The following is a 14,793-nucleotide window of genomic DNA, read 5'->3' as shown; positions in this document are numbered from 1 at the left end:
TATCTCATATTATTGTCTCTTACCATGACAGTTCTTGAATTTCTTACCTGATCCACATGGGCATTGGTCGTTTCGTCCGATTTGGCTCAAGTCCAAATCTTCTGGAAGACTTGCCTGCTGCGCTGCGATATTACGAGTCGCAGTTGTACTGATATTGTGTTCAGTTTGCGGACGTTCTTGTTCATGGATTTGTGCTTTCATCATCAAACGGGTCACATCGAATTCAATCGATCCAATCATGTCGTTAAACATGCGGAAACCTTCTGCTTGATATTCTACAACAGGGTTGTTTTGGGCATATCCACGAAGACCAACAGCATTTCGCAACTGGTCAAGGGCATCGATATGATCTGTCCACTTGTTGTCTACAACACGTAGAATCAAGACTTTTTGGAATTCTTTCACTGCATCTTCGTCACGAAGCTTAGCAACTTGGCTGTCATAGACTTTCAAGGCACGTTGGAAAAGTTCATCTTTGATAGCTTGGTCTGACAGACCTGCAAGATCTGAACGGCTAATTGAATCTTCTGGAAGTAAGTTATACTTAGCAAAGTTCAAGATTGCTTCCAATTTTTCATCTTCTTTCGAACGAGCATGTGCATCCACGATACGTCCAATGGTACGACGGATCATAGCATGGATCTCTGGTGCCAAGTCACGGTCTGCTGTAATGACATCATAACGTTGCGCATAGATGATCTCACGTTGTTCACGCATGACGTCGTCGTATTGAAGGACTTGTTTACGAGTATCGTAGTTGTTTCCTTCGACACGTTTTTGAGCTGCTTCAACCTGACGCGTCAACATGCGAGATTCGATGGCTTCGTCAGACATATTGAGACGTTCAAAGACACCTTTCAAACGTTCTGAACCGAAACGTTTCATCAAGTCATCTTCAAGAGACAAGTAGAATTGTGACTCACCTGGGTCTCCTTGACGCCCTGAACGTCCACGAAGCTGGTTATCAATACGGCGACTTTCGTGACGCTCTGTACCAATGACGCAAAGTCCACCAAGTTCACGAACCCCTTCACCAAGCTTGATGTCGGTACCACGACCGGCCATGTTGGTTGCGATGGTTACTGCGCCACGTTGACCAGCGTTCATGATAATTTGAGCTTCTCTATAGTGGTTCTTCGCATTCAAGACTTCGTGAGGAACGCCTGCAGCTACCAATTTCTTAGAAAGGAAATCACTCGTTTCAACGGCAACTGTACCTACCAAGACAGGTTGACCTTTTTGGTAACGCGCCTTCACATCCTCAATAACAGCCTTAAATTTCGCATCAAGACTTGCATAGAGAAGGTCTGAGTGGTCGATACGTTGAATTGGACGGTTGGTTGGAATTGGGATAACACGAATGTTGTAAATTTCGCGGAATTCTTCTTCTTCTGTTTTACCAGTACCTGTCATACCTGCCAATTTCTTATACATACGGAAAAGGTTTTGGTAGGTAATAGAAGCTGAAGTCTTGGTCTCGTCTTGGATTGGCACACCTTCTTTTGCTTCAATCGCTTGGTGCAAACCATCAGAGTAACGACGACCTTCCATGGTACGACCTGTAAATTGGTCAACAATCAAGATTTCCTGCTCTTCACTAACCACATAGTCGATATCAAGAATCATAATATAGTTGGCACGGAGGGCATTGTCGATAAAGTGAGTAAGAGCTACATTTTCAATGTCGTAGAGATTTTCTAGTTTGAAGTAGCTTTCAGCCTTGTCAATACCAGAGTCTGACAAACCGATTGTCTTAGACTGAACGTCAATGATATAGTCGTCCTTGTCCAAGGATTTCACGAAGTGATCCGCCATATGGTAGAGTTGGCTTGTTTCAACTGCGTTGGCACCTGAAACAATCAATGGTGTACGAGCTTCGTCGATCAAAATTGAGTCAACCTCATCGACCAAGGCATAGTTGAGTGGACGTTGCACCATGTTTTCTGCACGAACGACCATGTTGTCACGAAGGTAGTCGAAACCAATCTCTGAGTTGGTTGAGTAGGTAATATCGCAAAGATAAGCTTCTTTTTTCTCCATTGGAGATTTAGCTGCCAAGTTGATCCCTACTGACAAACCGAGCCATGAGTAGAGCTCACCCATTTCAGTCGCGTCACGTTCTGTTAGGTATTCATTGACTGTGACTACGTGAACCCCTTTACCTGCAAGGGCATTGAGGTACACTGGCATGGTCGCTGTCAAGGTTTTCCCTTCACCGGTACGCATCTCTGGGACATCACCATGGTGAAGAACAATCCCACCCATGACCTGAACCTTATAAGGGAAAAGTCCAAGGACACGTTTTGCAGCTTCACGAACTACCGCAAAAGCCTCATATAGCAGTGAATCAAGTGATTCACCCTTGTTGTATCGTTCTTTAAATTCGTCAGTTTTTGCTTTTAGCTCTTCATCTGACATTGCAGCCATTTGGCTCTCATAGTTAAGAACCTTATCGGCCATCTTTTCTAGACGGCGAAGTTCTCCTTTATCATTTTCAATAATCGTTTTTAAAATATTAGCCATGATTTTCCTTACTTTTAATTCTGAATATTTTAGAATGTTCTTTTCATTTTAGCATATTTACTATTATTTTTCAAGAAAGAATCCTTAATTTACAACGGAAAAGGCCAGTTAAAATTCAGCTTTTTTTGCATAAATCTTCTGTTGCTATTTTTTTGTTTTTTGTTCGTGAGGCATGCTTGATGATCCAGGCACAACTTGGACTTACATCCTCCTTTTGCCAAGTTTGAAGAATCCTTTCAAACTTATCAGGGGCTTCCTTATATAAATCATTTAGATTATTGGCTACGCTTTTTTGAATGGACTTGTCTCTATCATCCTTTAGATTGGTCAGAATAGTGGTGAAATCCTCAAGATAATCTAACACCACGGTTTGTCTCTTAGCCCAAGGCAGACGGATACGCATGCACTCACTAGCAAGTCTACGAACGCGTAAGTTTTCATCCTGACTCCATTCTATCAGCAAAGCCATTGTATCCTTAGGATAACGAGCCAACAAGGGCCTCATAGAAAATTCTCCAGTAAATCGCTTGGTTAGTTCCTTACTAAAGGCCGCGCTCAATTCAAATTCCTTGTCTCCATATAGCTCTACATATTTTCCGATTGGCCAAAGCCAATATCCTTCTGAGAACATACCTAAACCACCCTCTAACTCAGGACCCAAAATTTTCTCAAAAACCTTGAGAGAGTCCTCATAAGATAGGGGGAGGCAATCTTTGATACTTTTAGCCAAGAGTTCTTGACGCTGGCTAAACTCCAAATTTTCCAAGTCTTTTTCTAACAAGAGCCTAAACTTTTGTCCATCAAATGTAGGGGACGCTTCTTTCAACCGTCGACTCAAATCCCTAGCATAAGCCAAGTCATAATAATCTTTTACTTTTTTAGCCATTTTTTTTATCCCTTAATCTTCATTTTACGGGACTTATTATATCATACAGACAGCCCGTCAACAAAATTATTTTTATATCTCCAACTATTTTAATAAGGAAGAAAAAAGGACTAGAAGCTAGTCTAGTCCTTCATTTGTTAATGTTTAATTTCCCAAGAATACAGGCAATATCCCAAAATACCAAAAGAGATTGATCCAGAAGGCCAAGCAAAAGATAATTCCAAAGATGAGAAGACTGAAATTTTTAATCAGGACCGAGTATAGGATGGATAAAACTCCAAAAACCATAAAGAGTTTTTTCATAACGAAATAATAAATTGAAACTCCTCCTATTTGCCAATCCCAAGGAAGGAAAAACATGAGGAACCAGAGAAGGCAAATCATAAGGATATATCTCTTGTAGTGCGCTTCAAGAAAGGCTTTTGTTTTCTCCATAGCAAACCTCCATTTGAGTCACTGTCTCTTCCCTTTTATTATACCAAAAAAACCTGGAAAAAGCTTTCCAGGTTCGGTTTGAAATCACTAGTCATGCTAGAAAAATCACTCTATTCATAGGCTGATTCACTTTATTGACTTGATGAAGAGGTTCCAAAATCGACCTTAGGAACTGTCTTGGCTTCTTCTGTTTCTTTAAAGGTTTCAGCTTCTTTAAAGTTCATCATATTCGCAAAAAGCACGGTTGGAAAACTTCTCAACTTTTGATTGTACTCGGCTGCGACTTTATTATAATCCTTGCGTGCTACAAAGATACGATTTTCACTGCCTGAAAGTTCGACCATTAGTTGCTCAACATTTTGATTGCTCTTGAGTTCTGGATAATTCTCCGTCAAGGAAATCAAGCGGGAAAGAGCTGAGCTCAACTCTCCCTGAGCCTTTTGGTTTTCTTCCGAAGTTACTGAGCTACTACCGATTTTAGCTCTAGCATCCGCAATCTTGGTAAAGACTTCGGTTTCATGATTCATTTGTCCTTTAACGGACTCCACCAAGTTACCAATCAAGTCCGAACGACGTTGGAGGGCTGTCGAGACATCGGCCTGAGCCTGCTCCACCTTAGTCTGTTCACCAACCAGACCATTATAGGTCGTCACTGCGGAACAACTTCCCAGAATTAGTAGTCCAAAGAAAATAGCCACTATTGAGAGAATTACTTTATTTTGTTTCATATCAAAACCTTAACACTTTCTTTTATTAACTTTTCTGAGAAAATACTCAGATTTTAAATCAATTTCCCAAACTTTGTTTTTATTTTTAATTAAGGAGTGAACTCTTGCAAAGGAGTCACCTTACTGTATGGAGAAATCGGTTTGAGCTATATACGATTACTCACCAGTCATCAGACGAACCGCCACCATCAAAGCCACCGCCGTCCCAGCCACCAGATGAGTCGGAGCCTGAGTCAGACCAAGAGGAGCCCGAATCAGACCAAGAGGAACCTGAGTCTGATGAGTCACCGCCCCACCAGCCACCGCCAGAATCATCTCCACGTGAACCACGACCACCAAATAGAAATCCGATAATCATCACGATGAAGTAAATGAGAACTCCAAATACGATAACTCCGTCACTTGAACTGCTTTTTCGATGACGTCTCGAAGAACTGCTCTCACCAGCATACCTTTCAAGTTCCCTTAAGCGACTAGAGTTGGTAGTATAGTCGTAACTACTTTTAGAACTTGAAGCAGTCGTACTCGATCCACTATAGAACATGTAGTTGAGATTATTGACTATTGAGAGAACACCCTTGTTATAGTCACCATTTTTAAAGTAAGGACGTGCTGTTGTCAAGAACCTGTGAGTCTGATAGTCAGTGATCTTACTGGCCACATTATTACTGGTTTCAATCCGTGATTTCCTATCTTGAACTGCTACCACAATCAAGACACCGTGATTGTCTCCCGAGTAGCCAATCTTCCATGCTCTAGCTGTTTCATTGGCGACTGTTTCAATTGTTTCTCCATCTAGGCTTTTTACAACATAAACGCCCATTTGGAATTTTTCTGCTTTTTTACTATTGACATTATTCAATTCTCGTATCTGACTTATAGTCTCATCCGTTAAATAATGATCCGGGTCATAGATCCCGTACTCAGGTTTTTCAGGTGCTGTGAATGCTGACAAGAAGAGAAAGACCATCAGCAACCCAAGCAAGCGAACCAACAAACTATGTTTAAATAATCTGCTTTTTTTCATAATAACCTCCCTGATAAAGGAAAATTGATTTAAGGAATTATAGCATTTTGATTTTTACAAAGAAAGTGCATTTTCATTACAAATAGATTACAAAAGATAGGAGAATGATTGAAATTTGATGACAGATTCTCCTCCAATTTGATAGGTTCTTTTCTCCCCTCTTAGATAGAAAAAAGAAGACTATGAAGTCTTCTTTTAGTTTGTTTTTGTAGAAAAATAAGTAAGGCTTACTTGCGTTTTCTTGCGATCAAATGAATCGGGGTTCCTTCAAAGACAAAGGCCTTGCGGATTTGATTTTCCAAGAAACGCAAGTAAGAGAAGTGCATGAGTTCTTCTTCGTTGACAAAGATGACAAAGGTTGGTGGCTTGGTTGCCACTTGGGTTGCGTAGAAAATCTTGAGGCGTTTCCCTTTGTCTGTCGGTGTTGGATTGATAGCAATGGCATCCATAATCACATCGTTCAAGACTGCTGATGGAATCCGAGTGTTTTGGCTTTCACTGATTTGCTTAATCATCTCAGGCAATTTGTGGAGACGTTGCTTGGTCAAAGCTGATACAAAGACAATCGGTGCGTAAGGCAGGTATTGGAACTGCTCACGGATGTCTTCTTCCCAGTTCTTCATGGTGTGGTTGTCTTTCTCAAGTGTATCCCACTTGTTGACCACGATGATCATTCCTTTACCAGCTTCGTGGGCGAAACCTGCGATACGCTTGTCGTACTCACGAATACCTTCTTCGGCATTGAGGACCATCAAGACCACGTCAGAACGGTCAATGGCACGCATGGCACGCATGACAGAGTATTTCTCCGTATTTTCATAGACTTTACCAGACTTACGCATACCAGCTGTATCAATCATGGTAAACTCTTGACCATCCGTATCTGTAAAATGGGTATCAATGGCATCACGCGTTGTTCCAGCTACTGGACTAGCAATCACGCGGTCTTCTCCCAAAATAGCGTTGATCAAACTGGATTTTCCAACGTTAGGACGGCCAATCAAGCTAAATTTAATGACATCTGGATTTTCTTCTTCAACTTCGTGTGGTAGATTATCCACGATGGCATCCAACACATCACCCGTACCAATACCGTGCACAGACGAAATTGGCAACGGTTCACCCAATCCAAGCGCATAGAAATCAAAGATATCATTTCGCATCTCAGGGTTGTCAACCTTGTTAACGGCAAGGATAACAGGTTTATGGGTTTTATAGAGTTTACGGGCTACGTACTCATCCGCATCTGTAATTCCTTCTTTCCCAGACACTACAAAGACGATGACATCCGCTTCTTCCATAGCGATTTCTGCCTGGTGCTTGATTTGTTCCATAAAGGGAGCATCGACATCGTCAATCCCTCCCGTATCAATCATACTAAAGGAACGATTGAGCCACTCACCCGTTGCATAGATACGGTCACGTGTCACACCCTCGACATCTTCTACGATTGAGATCCGCTCACCAGCGATCCGATTAAATAGGGTTGATTTCCCAACATTGGGACGTCCCACAATGGCAATAGTTGGTAAGGCCATGTTTTCTCACTTTCTACAATAACTTTTTCTGTTCTAGATTCTTCCGAGTTGAACTAGGTTCGGCTTGACCAAACTGCTCTGCCAAACGTTGACTCCAAGAGGTCGTCGCACGCGCACCAGCATAGTCTGCCTGAACTATGTCATAGTCCAAAATCGCTGCTACAGGCTGTTCTTGGTATTCTTCTTCAAATACCACTTGGCTCAAAGGTAATCTTGGTTTGACATCATGTTGTTGATCTGGCACACCGATGGCAATCCCAAAAACGGGGTAGGTATAGTCAGGCAAATTAAAAAGCTCTGCCACTTCTTCCGACTTGTAACGGACCAAACCGATAATCACACCACCATATCCCAGACTCTCAGCCGCAAGCAAGGTATTTTGCCCAGCAAGCGCAGCATCCACAGATGTGATGAGGAGACCTTCCACTCCTTGGGGTTGGAAAGTGTCCGTATGAAGGTTTACTCCCTTTTCAGCTCTGTTCAAGTCACCAACAAAAAGCAAAAAGGCAGCCGACTGGCGAATGGCTTCCTGGGGAACCAATTCATATAAAGCATCTTTCTTCTCTTGGCTGCGTACAAGAATCACAGAGTAGGATTGGAAATTTTTCCAAGAAGACGCCATTTGAGCAGCAGTCAAGATTTCATTTAAGTGCTCTTGAGAAATCTCTTGCTCCTTAAAGCGACGAACTGAAGTATGAGCTTTCATCAGTTTAATGGTTTCCGTCATCGGCGATTCTCTCCTTCTAGTCTTGTCTCCTCAGCCAAATAACGGATTCGTTCCATGACCCGTCTAGCTTCCCAAGTCTCGTCATTTCCATTCTTTCCTTTGGCAAAATGTTTTTCCAAATCTTGGAAATTAAAGTTGGAAGTAAAGAAGGTCGGCAAATCTTCCTGCATACGATACTGGAGAATAACTTGGAGAATCTCATCACGCACCCAAGGTGTTGACTGCTCTGCACCAATATCATCCAAGACCAAGACTTCTGCTAACTTGATGTCATCCACCAAGGTCTTCACAGATCCTTCACCGATGGCATTTTTCACATCAATGACAAAGCTTGGATAGTGGAGAATCGTCGTTGATGCCCCACGCTTTTCAGATAGGTCGTGAGCTAAGGCCGCCATCATGAAACTCTTACCAACACCAAAATCTCCGTAAAGATAGAGGCCCTTTCGGATGCTTGGGTAAAGGTCAACAAAGGAATAGAGTCTCTCAAAAATCGGCAAGCGTCCTAGATCATCCAGGTCAATCTGAGCCAATTTCGCTTTCTTAAGACTTGCTGGTAGATTGATCAACTTAAGACGATTCTTAATTGCAGCCTCTTTTTCTGCCGCGATTAGTTCTGGTGTTTCTTCATAAGACACATCCGCATAACCGTGATTCATAACCAAGATGGGCTTGTAGCCACGCGCTATATAGTCCGCATCCCCACGAAGAAACTTGTCCCGTTCTGTGATATATTGGTTGAACTTGGAGATGCTACGATTCAACTCCTCTGGGCTGAGGGATTCTTTCTGGATAAAAGCCGCCACATCTGGGTCCTTCATAATCTGCTGGACTAGGTCCTGATACTGAAAACGACTTGTCTGACGCTTGATAACGTCGCCAACACTTTCCATCTAGTCTCCTCCTTCTTCTAATCGGGCTAACATTTCTTGTTTTTTACGTTCTAGTTCCAGACGAGTTTCCTCACTGGTTTGATTTTTATATTCTGGATTACTCCACTTGGGAACATTTGTCTTAGTCGAGCTAGTTTTCGATTTCTGGTCTTCTTGCCCTTTTTGCTGACGCTCTCGAATCCGAAGCACAGCCTCTTCTGCTGTCCGAATTTTTTGATAAGCATAGTCATTTGCGACCTTCATGGCATATTTTTCATTAACATTAGCCGAATCAACCTTGTTAAAGGTTAGAAGCAAGACGATATTGATGACTTCATCCAACAAGCCTAAAGACGCCATCTGGTGAAGGAGTTCTCGTTCGCTCTGAGTGATGTTCCCCTTACGCGTTTGCTTGATTTCCGCTAAAAAGTGCAGGGGAGTTTTATTTTTGGCTTCCCTGATAATGGTCATTTCTTTGGGGCTAAAGTCAGAAGTAGCTGGTTTTTGTGCTATCTTTTCACGCATGCGTTTGACTGAAATAACCTGAGCCACCGCTGTCGCCTTGGCTAATTGATAGGTTTCAAACCAGGTCCATTTTTTTTCATCTGCGATGGCAAACAATTCCAAAACATCCGCCTGCTCGTCTTCAAAACGCAAGCCATCTCGAGCCATCAGGCGCTGGAAATGTTCCAAATCAAAATCGTTTTTTAACTTGCTTTTAGACTCACTTGGTGTCACTTCATCAGTCAGGGTTGGAAAGACTTGGCTCAAAGAAACAGAGAGTGCTTCTCCCTCACTTGGAGCCTGCTTCAGGGAAGCAAGTGCAGTATCCCCAATTTTTCTCTCCAAGAGTCTGCTATAGACAGAATGAGTTAAAAAATCCTGACTAGGTAGGGGAGAATGAAGCTGCAATTCATAAGTTTCTCCCTTCTGATAAAGGGTCAACAAATCCAAAGCAGATAAGATTTTAAAAGACTGGAGGAGCGTATTCATCCCGAAGTTCAAATGATTAAGAATGTTGGCAAAAAGGTGTTCCTTTTGCCCACCATCCCAAAAGGTAATAGCATATAGATAGAGGCTCAGTGCCTCCTGACCGATAATCGGGAGGTAGCACTGCACCAGAGAAGAGGTATCTTGCGACACCCGATTATTCTTTAGAAAAGAAAAACGGTCATTTGGTTTCATCTATTTTTCCTTTTTCTTTTTAGAGGACTGGGTGATTTGCTGGAGCAGACTCTCCAACTCACTCACATCCTTAAAGCTACGATAAACACTGGCAAAACGAACATAGGTAATCTCATCAAGCTCTGCCAATTCTTCCATGACTAAAGACCCAATATATTCACTTTGGATCTCATTCTCACTGCGACTACGGAGTTTTTGCTCGATGCGATTGACCACCATGCCGATTTCATCACTTGACACAGGGCGTTTCTGGGCTGAGCGAATAATCCCATTAAAGATTTTATCTCTCGAAAACTGCTCACGTGTACCGTCTTTTTTGACGACAACCAGCGTTCTTTCTTCTACTCGTTCATAGGTTGTAAAACGATGCTGACACTCGTCGCACTCACGTCTTCGACGGATGGTATTTCCTTCTTCGGCTTGTCGACTATCAACAACACTAGACTTGGTAGCCCCACATTTTGGACAACGCATGCATTTCCCTCCTTGTCGTTTTCTTTTCATTATACCATTTTTTGAGCAATTCCCAAAACAATTCTTATTTTTACTTGACAAGTTTTTTGTTTTATTGTATTATTTAATTAGAACAACAAAGACAAAGAAAGGAGACTATGATGTCCTGGTCATTTGATAATACAAAACCGATTTATTTACAGATTATGGAAAAAATCAAATTACAGATTGTTTCCCATGAACTGGAACCCAACCAACAGCTCCCTACCGTGAGAGATTTGGCGAGCGAGGCTGGGGTCAATCCCAATACCATTCAGCGCGCCTTGTCTGACCTCGAACGTGAAGGATTTGTATACAGCAAGCGGACAACTGGTCGATTTGTCACCGAGGATTTGGACCTCATTCTTCAGTCCCGCAAACAACTTTCCGAGGAGCAACTGCAACAATTCGTCTCTTGCATGCTTCAATTTGGCTACAAAAAAGAAGAACTGCCAAATGTATTAAGCGACTATATTAAAGGAGTTTAAGACTATGACACTACTAGCACTTGAAAATGTAACAAAATCATATGGAGCAACTGCAGCACTTGACAATATCTCACTAGAGATCTCAGCCGGAAAGATTGTCGGGCTCCTTGGACCAAACGGATCCGGAAAAACAACTCTAATCAAACTGATCAATGGCCTCCTTCAACCAAATAAAGGACGTGTCCTCATTAACGGACAGGATCCAAGTCCTGCTACCAAGGCGATCGTCTCCTACCTACCAGATACAACCTACCTCAACGAAGAGATGAAGGTTAAGGATGCTCTAACCTATTTTAAAACCTTCTACCAAGATTTCAATCTCGAAAAAGCCCAACACCTTTTAGCCGATCTCGGTATTGATGAAAACAGTCGCCTCAAGAAACTATCAAAAGGGAACAAGGAAAAGGTCCAACTCATCCTGGTTATGAGCCGTGAAGCCCGCCTCTACGTTCTGGACGAACCAATCGGAGGCGTGGATCCAGCTGCCCGTGATTATATCCTCAATACCATCATCAACAACTACTCACCAACCTCTACGGTACTGATTTCAACCCACTTGATTTCAGATATTGAGCCAATCTTGGATGAGATCATCTTCCTCAAAGACGGAAAAGTCGTCCGCCAAGGAAATGTTGATGATATTCGTTACGAGTCAGGTGAATCAATTGACCAACTCTTCCGACAGGAATTTAAAGCCTAAGCAAAGGAGATTATTATGTTTTGGAATCTAGTTCGTTATGAATTTAAAAATGTCAATAAATGGTATCTGGCACTCTACGGAGCTGTACTTGCAATTTCAGTTTTGATTGGAGCTTTTATTAGCAGTCTTAGCCAGAGTTACAATCCTAACAATGCTGCTTATTTCATCTTCTTTTTAGTACTAGTCTTTGGAGGACTCAGCGTCACTCTTTGGATTGCAACAATCTTTTTAATCATCCGAAGATTCAAGGGGAGTGTTTATGACCGCCAAGGGTACTTGACCTTGACCTTGCCTGTCTCCGAGCACCAAATCATCACCGCAAAACTTTTAGGTGGTCTTGTCTGGTCCATCTTAGGCTATATCGTCTTTATCTTGAGTATATTGATTATCATCTTCTTAACACCAATTGAAAAAGACTTCACTGCCCTCTACAACTTCATTTCCCCTTATCTCAGCTACGGCTGGCTGTATGCCCTATCACTGTTTGTCGGGTCAATCGCATGGATTTTGTCCATTTACCTCTCCATCTCTATCGGGCAACTCTTTAACGAGTATCGAACAGCCATGGGGATTCTAGCCTATATCGTCATTTCAATCGTTATTGGTTATATCACTTTCTTCTTAAGAGTTGACAATGACTATAACGTGATGGTTGGTACAGAAATTCTGCGCGATCTCTTTTTATCAGCTATCTACTATCTTGGTACCTACTACATCTTGAAAAACAAGGTTAACTTGCAATAAAAAATGCCCAGCTAGAAAGCTGGGTTTTTCTTTAACTCAATATCAAACTGGCTACGATGGGGCTGACAAAAACATAAAGAATACCGGTGACACCGATAGCCAAGCCACCCATGGCTCCTGCTACTGAGCCGTATCGAAAGGCTGTTCCCGTTCCGACAGCATGACCTGTTCCTCCAAGGGAAAGGCCTACAGCCACTGGATCATCAATCTTCAACCACTTCAAAAGGGTTGGTCCAATTACACTGGTCAAAATCCCAGTGGCCACTACGACGACCAAGGTCACAGTCGTTAAACCCTGCAATTTTTCTGTGATCCCCACTGCCATTGCGGTTGTTACTGACTTGGGAAAGAGAGAAATGGCTAAGAAAAAGTCCATGCCAAATATTTTCGCTACTATGGCAGTGAAGCTAGTATTGACAACTACTGCTAACAGACTACCAAATAGAATACTCCGAGCATGATGCTTCATCAAGTGAAAACTCTTATAAAGCGGAATCCCTAGAGCCACGGTCGATGGGACTATCAAGTTGTTCAGATAAACCCCACCTTGGTAATAATCTTGATAAGAAATACCCGTCGCCTTAAGGAAAATAATGATAAAAATAGCCGACAACAGCAAGGGTGTTGTCAATGGATGGGGAAAACGTCTGTAAATCAACATCCCCACTAGATAAGCTAGGATAGATAATGCAATCCCAAACAGGGGATTGGATACAAATTCACTCATTTGGCGTCTCCTTTCTCATAATCTCCCTCAAATCGTCTCTTGATAAACTGAACCACTAGTGCGATGAGGATAATGTTGATGACAGCCGCAAAAAAGACAATCAAGACGATAGGCAAAAGATAAGGAGCAATCACATCAAACTTTTCCATGATACCCACTGCTGGCGGCAAAAAGAGAATGGTCATATTGACCAACAAGAAATTCCCGACCATGTTGACGTGCCTTGTTCTCAGCCACTTGAACTGTAGGGCTAGAAAGAGAATCATCAAGCCGATAATACTGCCTGGGATGGGCAGATGAAAGAAACTGGAGATTCCCTCACCGATCAATGAAATCACAAAGAGAATCATTAATTGAACATATAATTTCATTCTAAACTCCACGAAATAGACTTCTTGCATACCAGTTTACTCTTTTTTCAGAAAATTTCAAGGAAATATTGCAATTCTTCTCTCTTGCACGGATTAGTTAAAAGTAGTATAATCATTGCATGCGCAATCATCTTGTATTGCAGAAACAGTCACTAATGACTTTGTGATTTTTACTTTGAAAAGAAAGGAGAAAGCAATGACCTACTTAGAAAAATGGTTTGACTACAACCGCCATCAAAAAGAAATGGAAGCCTTGTTGGAAGAAACTATTGCCCAGCAGAGTGAACAAAGGCTGAACTTGAAAGAGTTTTACCTGCTCTACTATTTGGATCTAGCCGATGAAAAATCCTTACGACAGATTGATTTACCCGATAAACTCCATCTCAGTCCGAGCGCTGTTTCTCGAATGGTGGCACGATTAGAAGAGAAAAACTGCGGTTTGCTTAGTCGCAGATGTTGCGATCAGGATAGACGGGCTAGTTTTATCTGCCTGACTGACGAGGGACAAACCACCCTAGCTTACCTGCAAAAAGCCGTCGAAGAAAGACTGGAAACGAGTCTTGATTTCATTTCTTAATCAGATTTTTTAAAAAAGTTGCGTGCGCAATCATTTTTCTTGACATTCCTCTTTTCAAGGAGTACAATAAAGTCAAGATCGAACAAAGGAGTTTTATATGATCGAAATTACTTATCTAGACGCCAGTAAGCAAGAGAGAACCATGACTTTCGAGTCTTACCAAGACTTTGAACGTTCTCAACACGCCTGCCTCATCGGCGTTGCTGATTACTATACTGTCCAAAAATTAACCTACAATGGTCATGATTTGGACTACCATGGGACTTATGGAGATGTTTTCTTCTATCTCATGAAACAAGATTTAAGCCAATATAACTAAAAAAGGAGAAATACAATGGCAAAAGCAATTACAGATGCAACATTTGAACAAGAAACAAAAGACGGTTTGGTCTTGGTAGACTTCTGGGCAACTTGGTGTGGTCCATGTCGTATGCAAGGTCCAATCTTGGATAAATTGTCTGAAGAACTTTCAGAAGATGTCTTGAAAATCGTTAAAATGGACGTTGATGAAAATCCAAATACAGCTCGTGCTTTTGGAATCATGTCTATCCCAACCCTTCTCTTCAAAAAAGACGGCCAAGTGGTGAAACAAGTTGCAGGTGTTCACACAGCAGAACAAATCAAGGCCATCGTTGCTGAATTGAGCTAATCACACGAGAGACCATGTACTTCATTTGGTCTCTTTTTTCTTACCCTTTGCCATTTTTCAAAAAATATGCTAGACTGTAGGTAGAATATTACGATGTTTGGGACATGCCATCGCTAAAAAAAAC

18 protein-coding genes are annotated in these 14,793 nt (G+C 41.9%); 6 read left to right on the top strand and 12 right to left on the bottom strand.

Annotated features, from left to right (window positions below; all coding sequences use genetic code 11):
• Positions 1–9: 9 nt before the first annotated feature.
• The 10 genes from secA to nrdR form a co-directional block, all read right to left on the bottom strand.
• Positions 10–2,523: a preprotein translocase subunit SecA gene (gene secA, locus O3652_RS05900; RefSeq protein WP_371590162.1), complete on the bottom strand. Its 2,514-nt coding sequence runs from the start codon at positions 2,521–2,523 to the stop codon at positions 10–12.
• Positions 2,524–2,638: 115 nt separating this feature from the next.
• Positions 2,639–3,409 (bottom strand): DNA alkylation repair protein, encoded by a 771-nt coding sequence (locus O3652_RS05895; RefSeq protein WP_371590161.1) that lies wholly within the window; start codon positions 3,407–3,409, stop codon positions 2,639–2,641.
• Between the two features lie 144 nt (positions 3,410–3,553).
• Positions 3,554–3,844 carry a hypothetical protein gene (locus O3652_RS05890; protein WP_347098446.1) on the bottom strand — a complete coding sequence of 97 codons (291 nt, stop codon included), beginning with the start codon at positions 3,842–3,844 and terminating at the stop codon, positions 3,554–3,556.
• Between the two features lie 131 nt (positions 3,845–3,975).
• A complete protein-coding gene (locus O3652_RS05885) occupies positions 3,976–4,572 on the bottom strand; it encodes a LemA family protein (protein ID WP_000812471.1) in 597 nt (198 codons plus the stop codon).
• A gap of 160 nt (positions 4,573–4,732) precedes the next feature.
• Positions 4,733–5,599 carry a YgcG family protein gene (locus tag O3652_RS05880; protein WP_125412932.1) on the bottom strand — a complete coding sequence of 289 codons (867 nt, stop codon included), beginning with the start codon at positions 5,597–5,599 and terminating at the stop codon, positions 4,733–4,735.
• Between the two features lie 227 nt (positions 5,600–5,826).
• A complete protein-coding gene (der, locus tag O3652_RS05875) occupies positions 5,827–7,137 on the bottom strand; it encodes a ribosome biogenesis GTPase Der (RefSeq protein ID WP_247929853.1) in 1,311 nt (436 codons plus the stop codon).
• A 13-nt stretch (positions 7,138–7,150) separates the two neighbouring features.
• Positions 7,151–7,864 (bottom strand): NADPH-dependent oxidoreductase, encoded by a 714-nt coding sequence (locus O3652_RS05870; protein ID WP_070568320.1) that lies wholly within the window; start codon positions 7,862–7,864, stop codon positions 7,151–7,153.
• Complete coding sequence (gene dnaI / locus O3652_RS05865; protein WP_000446487.1) at positions 7,861–8,757, bottom strand: primosomal protein DnaI; 897 nt, start codon at positions 8,755–8,757, stop codon at positions 7,861–7,863. Before dnaI ends, O3652_RS05870 begins: the two co-directional genes overlap by 4 nt.
• Positions 8,758–9,921: a DnaD domain protein gene (locus O3652_RS05860; RefSeq protein WP_125412925.1), complete on the bottom strand. Its 1,164-nt coding sequence runs from the start codon at positions 9,919–9,921 to the stop codon at positions 8,758–8,760.
• Positions 9,922–10,395 carry a transcriptional regulator NrdR gene (nrdR, locus tag O3652_RS05855; protein WP_001203676.1) on the bottom strand — a complete coding sequence of 158 codons (474 nt, stop codon included), beginning with the start codon at positions 10,393–10,395 and terminating at the stop codon, positions 9,922–9,924. It abuts the gene before it with no gap.
• Positions 10,396–10,535: 140 nt separating this feature from the next.
• Here nrdR and O3652_RS05850 point away from each other — a divergent pair, with 140 nt between their 5' ends.
• Genes O3652_RS05850 through O3652_RS05840 form a run of 3 tightly spaced genes read left to right on the top strand, consistent with a single transcriptional unit; the run spans position 10,536 to position 12,345 of the window.
• Positions 10,536–10,901: a GntR family transcriptional regulator gene (locus O3652_RS05850; RefSeq protein WP_000119117.1), complete on the top strand. Its 366-nt coding sequence runs from the start codon at positions 10,536–10,538 to the stop codon at positions 10,899–10,901.
• Between the two features lie 4 nt (positions 10,902–10,905).
• Entirely contained in the window at positions 10,906–11,601 is a 696-nt protein-coding gene (locus tag O3652_RS05845; protein WP_000173187.1) for an ABC transporter ATP-binding protein, read from the top strand.
• Positions 11,602–11,616: 15 nt separating this feature from the next.
• Positions 11,617–12,345 carry a hypothetical protein gene (locus O3652_RS05840; protein ID WP_000498774.1) on the top strand — a complete coding sequence of 243 codons (729 nt, stop codon included), beginning with the start codon at positions 11,617–11,619 and terminating at the stop codon, positions 12,343–12,345.
• 31 nt (positions 12,346–12,376) lie between these two features.
• Here O3652_RS05840 and O3652_RS05835 read toward each other — a convergent pair whose 3' ends face one another.
• Positions 12,377–13,072: an LrgB family protein gene (locus tag O3652_RS05835; RefSeq protein ID WP_001288935.1), complete on the bottom strand. Its 696-nt coding sequence runs from the start codon at positions 13,070–13,072 to the stop codon at positions 12,377–12,379.
• On the bottom strand, positions 13,069–13,443 hold the full coding sequence (locus O3652_RS05830; protein WP_125412922.1) for a CidA/LrgA family protein: 375 nt from the start codon (positions 13,441–13,443) through the stop codon (positions 13,069–13,071). The genes O3652_RS05835 and O3652_RS05830 overlap by 4 nt, the downstream gene beginning before the upstream one ends.
• Positions 13,444–13,639: 196 nt before the next feature.
• Here O3652_RS05830 and O3652_RS05825 point away from each other — a divergent pair, with 196 nt between their 5' ends.
• The 3 genes from O3652_RS05825 (at position 13,640) to trxA (ending at position 14,669) form a co-directional block, all read left to right on the top strand.
• The gene (locus O3652_RS05825; protein ID WP_000221641.1) at positions 13,640–14,020 is read left to right on the top strand and encodes a MarR family winged helix-turn-helix transcriptional regulator; all 381 of its coding nucleotides are present in this window, start codon (positions 13,640–13,642) and stop codon (positions 14,018–14,020) included.
• A 97-nt stretch (positions 14,021–14,117) separates the two neighbouring features.
• Complete coding sequence (locus O3652_RS05820; RefSeq protein ID WP_000570263.1) at positions 14,118–14,339, top strand: DUF4649 family protein; 222 nt, start codon at positions 14,118–14,120, stop codon at positions 14,337–14,339.
• A gap of 15 nt (positions 14,340–14,354) precedes the next feature.
• The gene (trxA, locus tag O3652_RS05815) at positions 14,355–14,669 is read left to right on the top strand and encodes a thioredoxin (protein WP_001029581.1); all 315 of its coding nucleotides are present in this window, start codon (positions 14,355–14,357) and stop codon (positions 14,667–14,669) included.
• The last annotated feature ends 124 nt before the right edge of the window (positions 14,670–14,793 follow it).

This window comes from Streptococcus sp. 27098_8_23, assembly GCF_041432195.1.
Lineage (GTDB): Bacteria > Bacillota > Bacilli > Lactobacillales > Streptococcaceae > Streptococcus.
The sequence above is the reverse complement of the archived record's forward strand: the minus strand, read 5'-3'. Positions and strand labels throughout refer to the sequence as shown.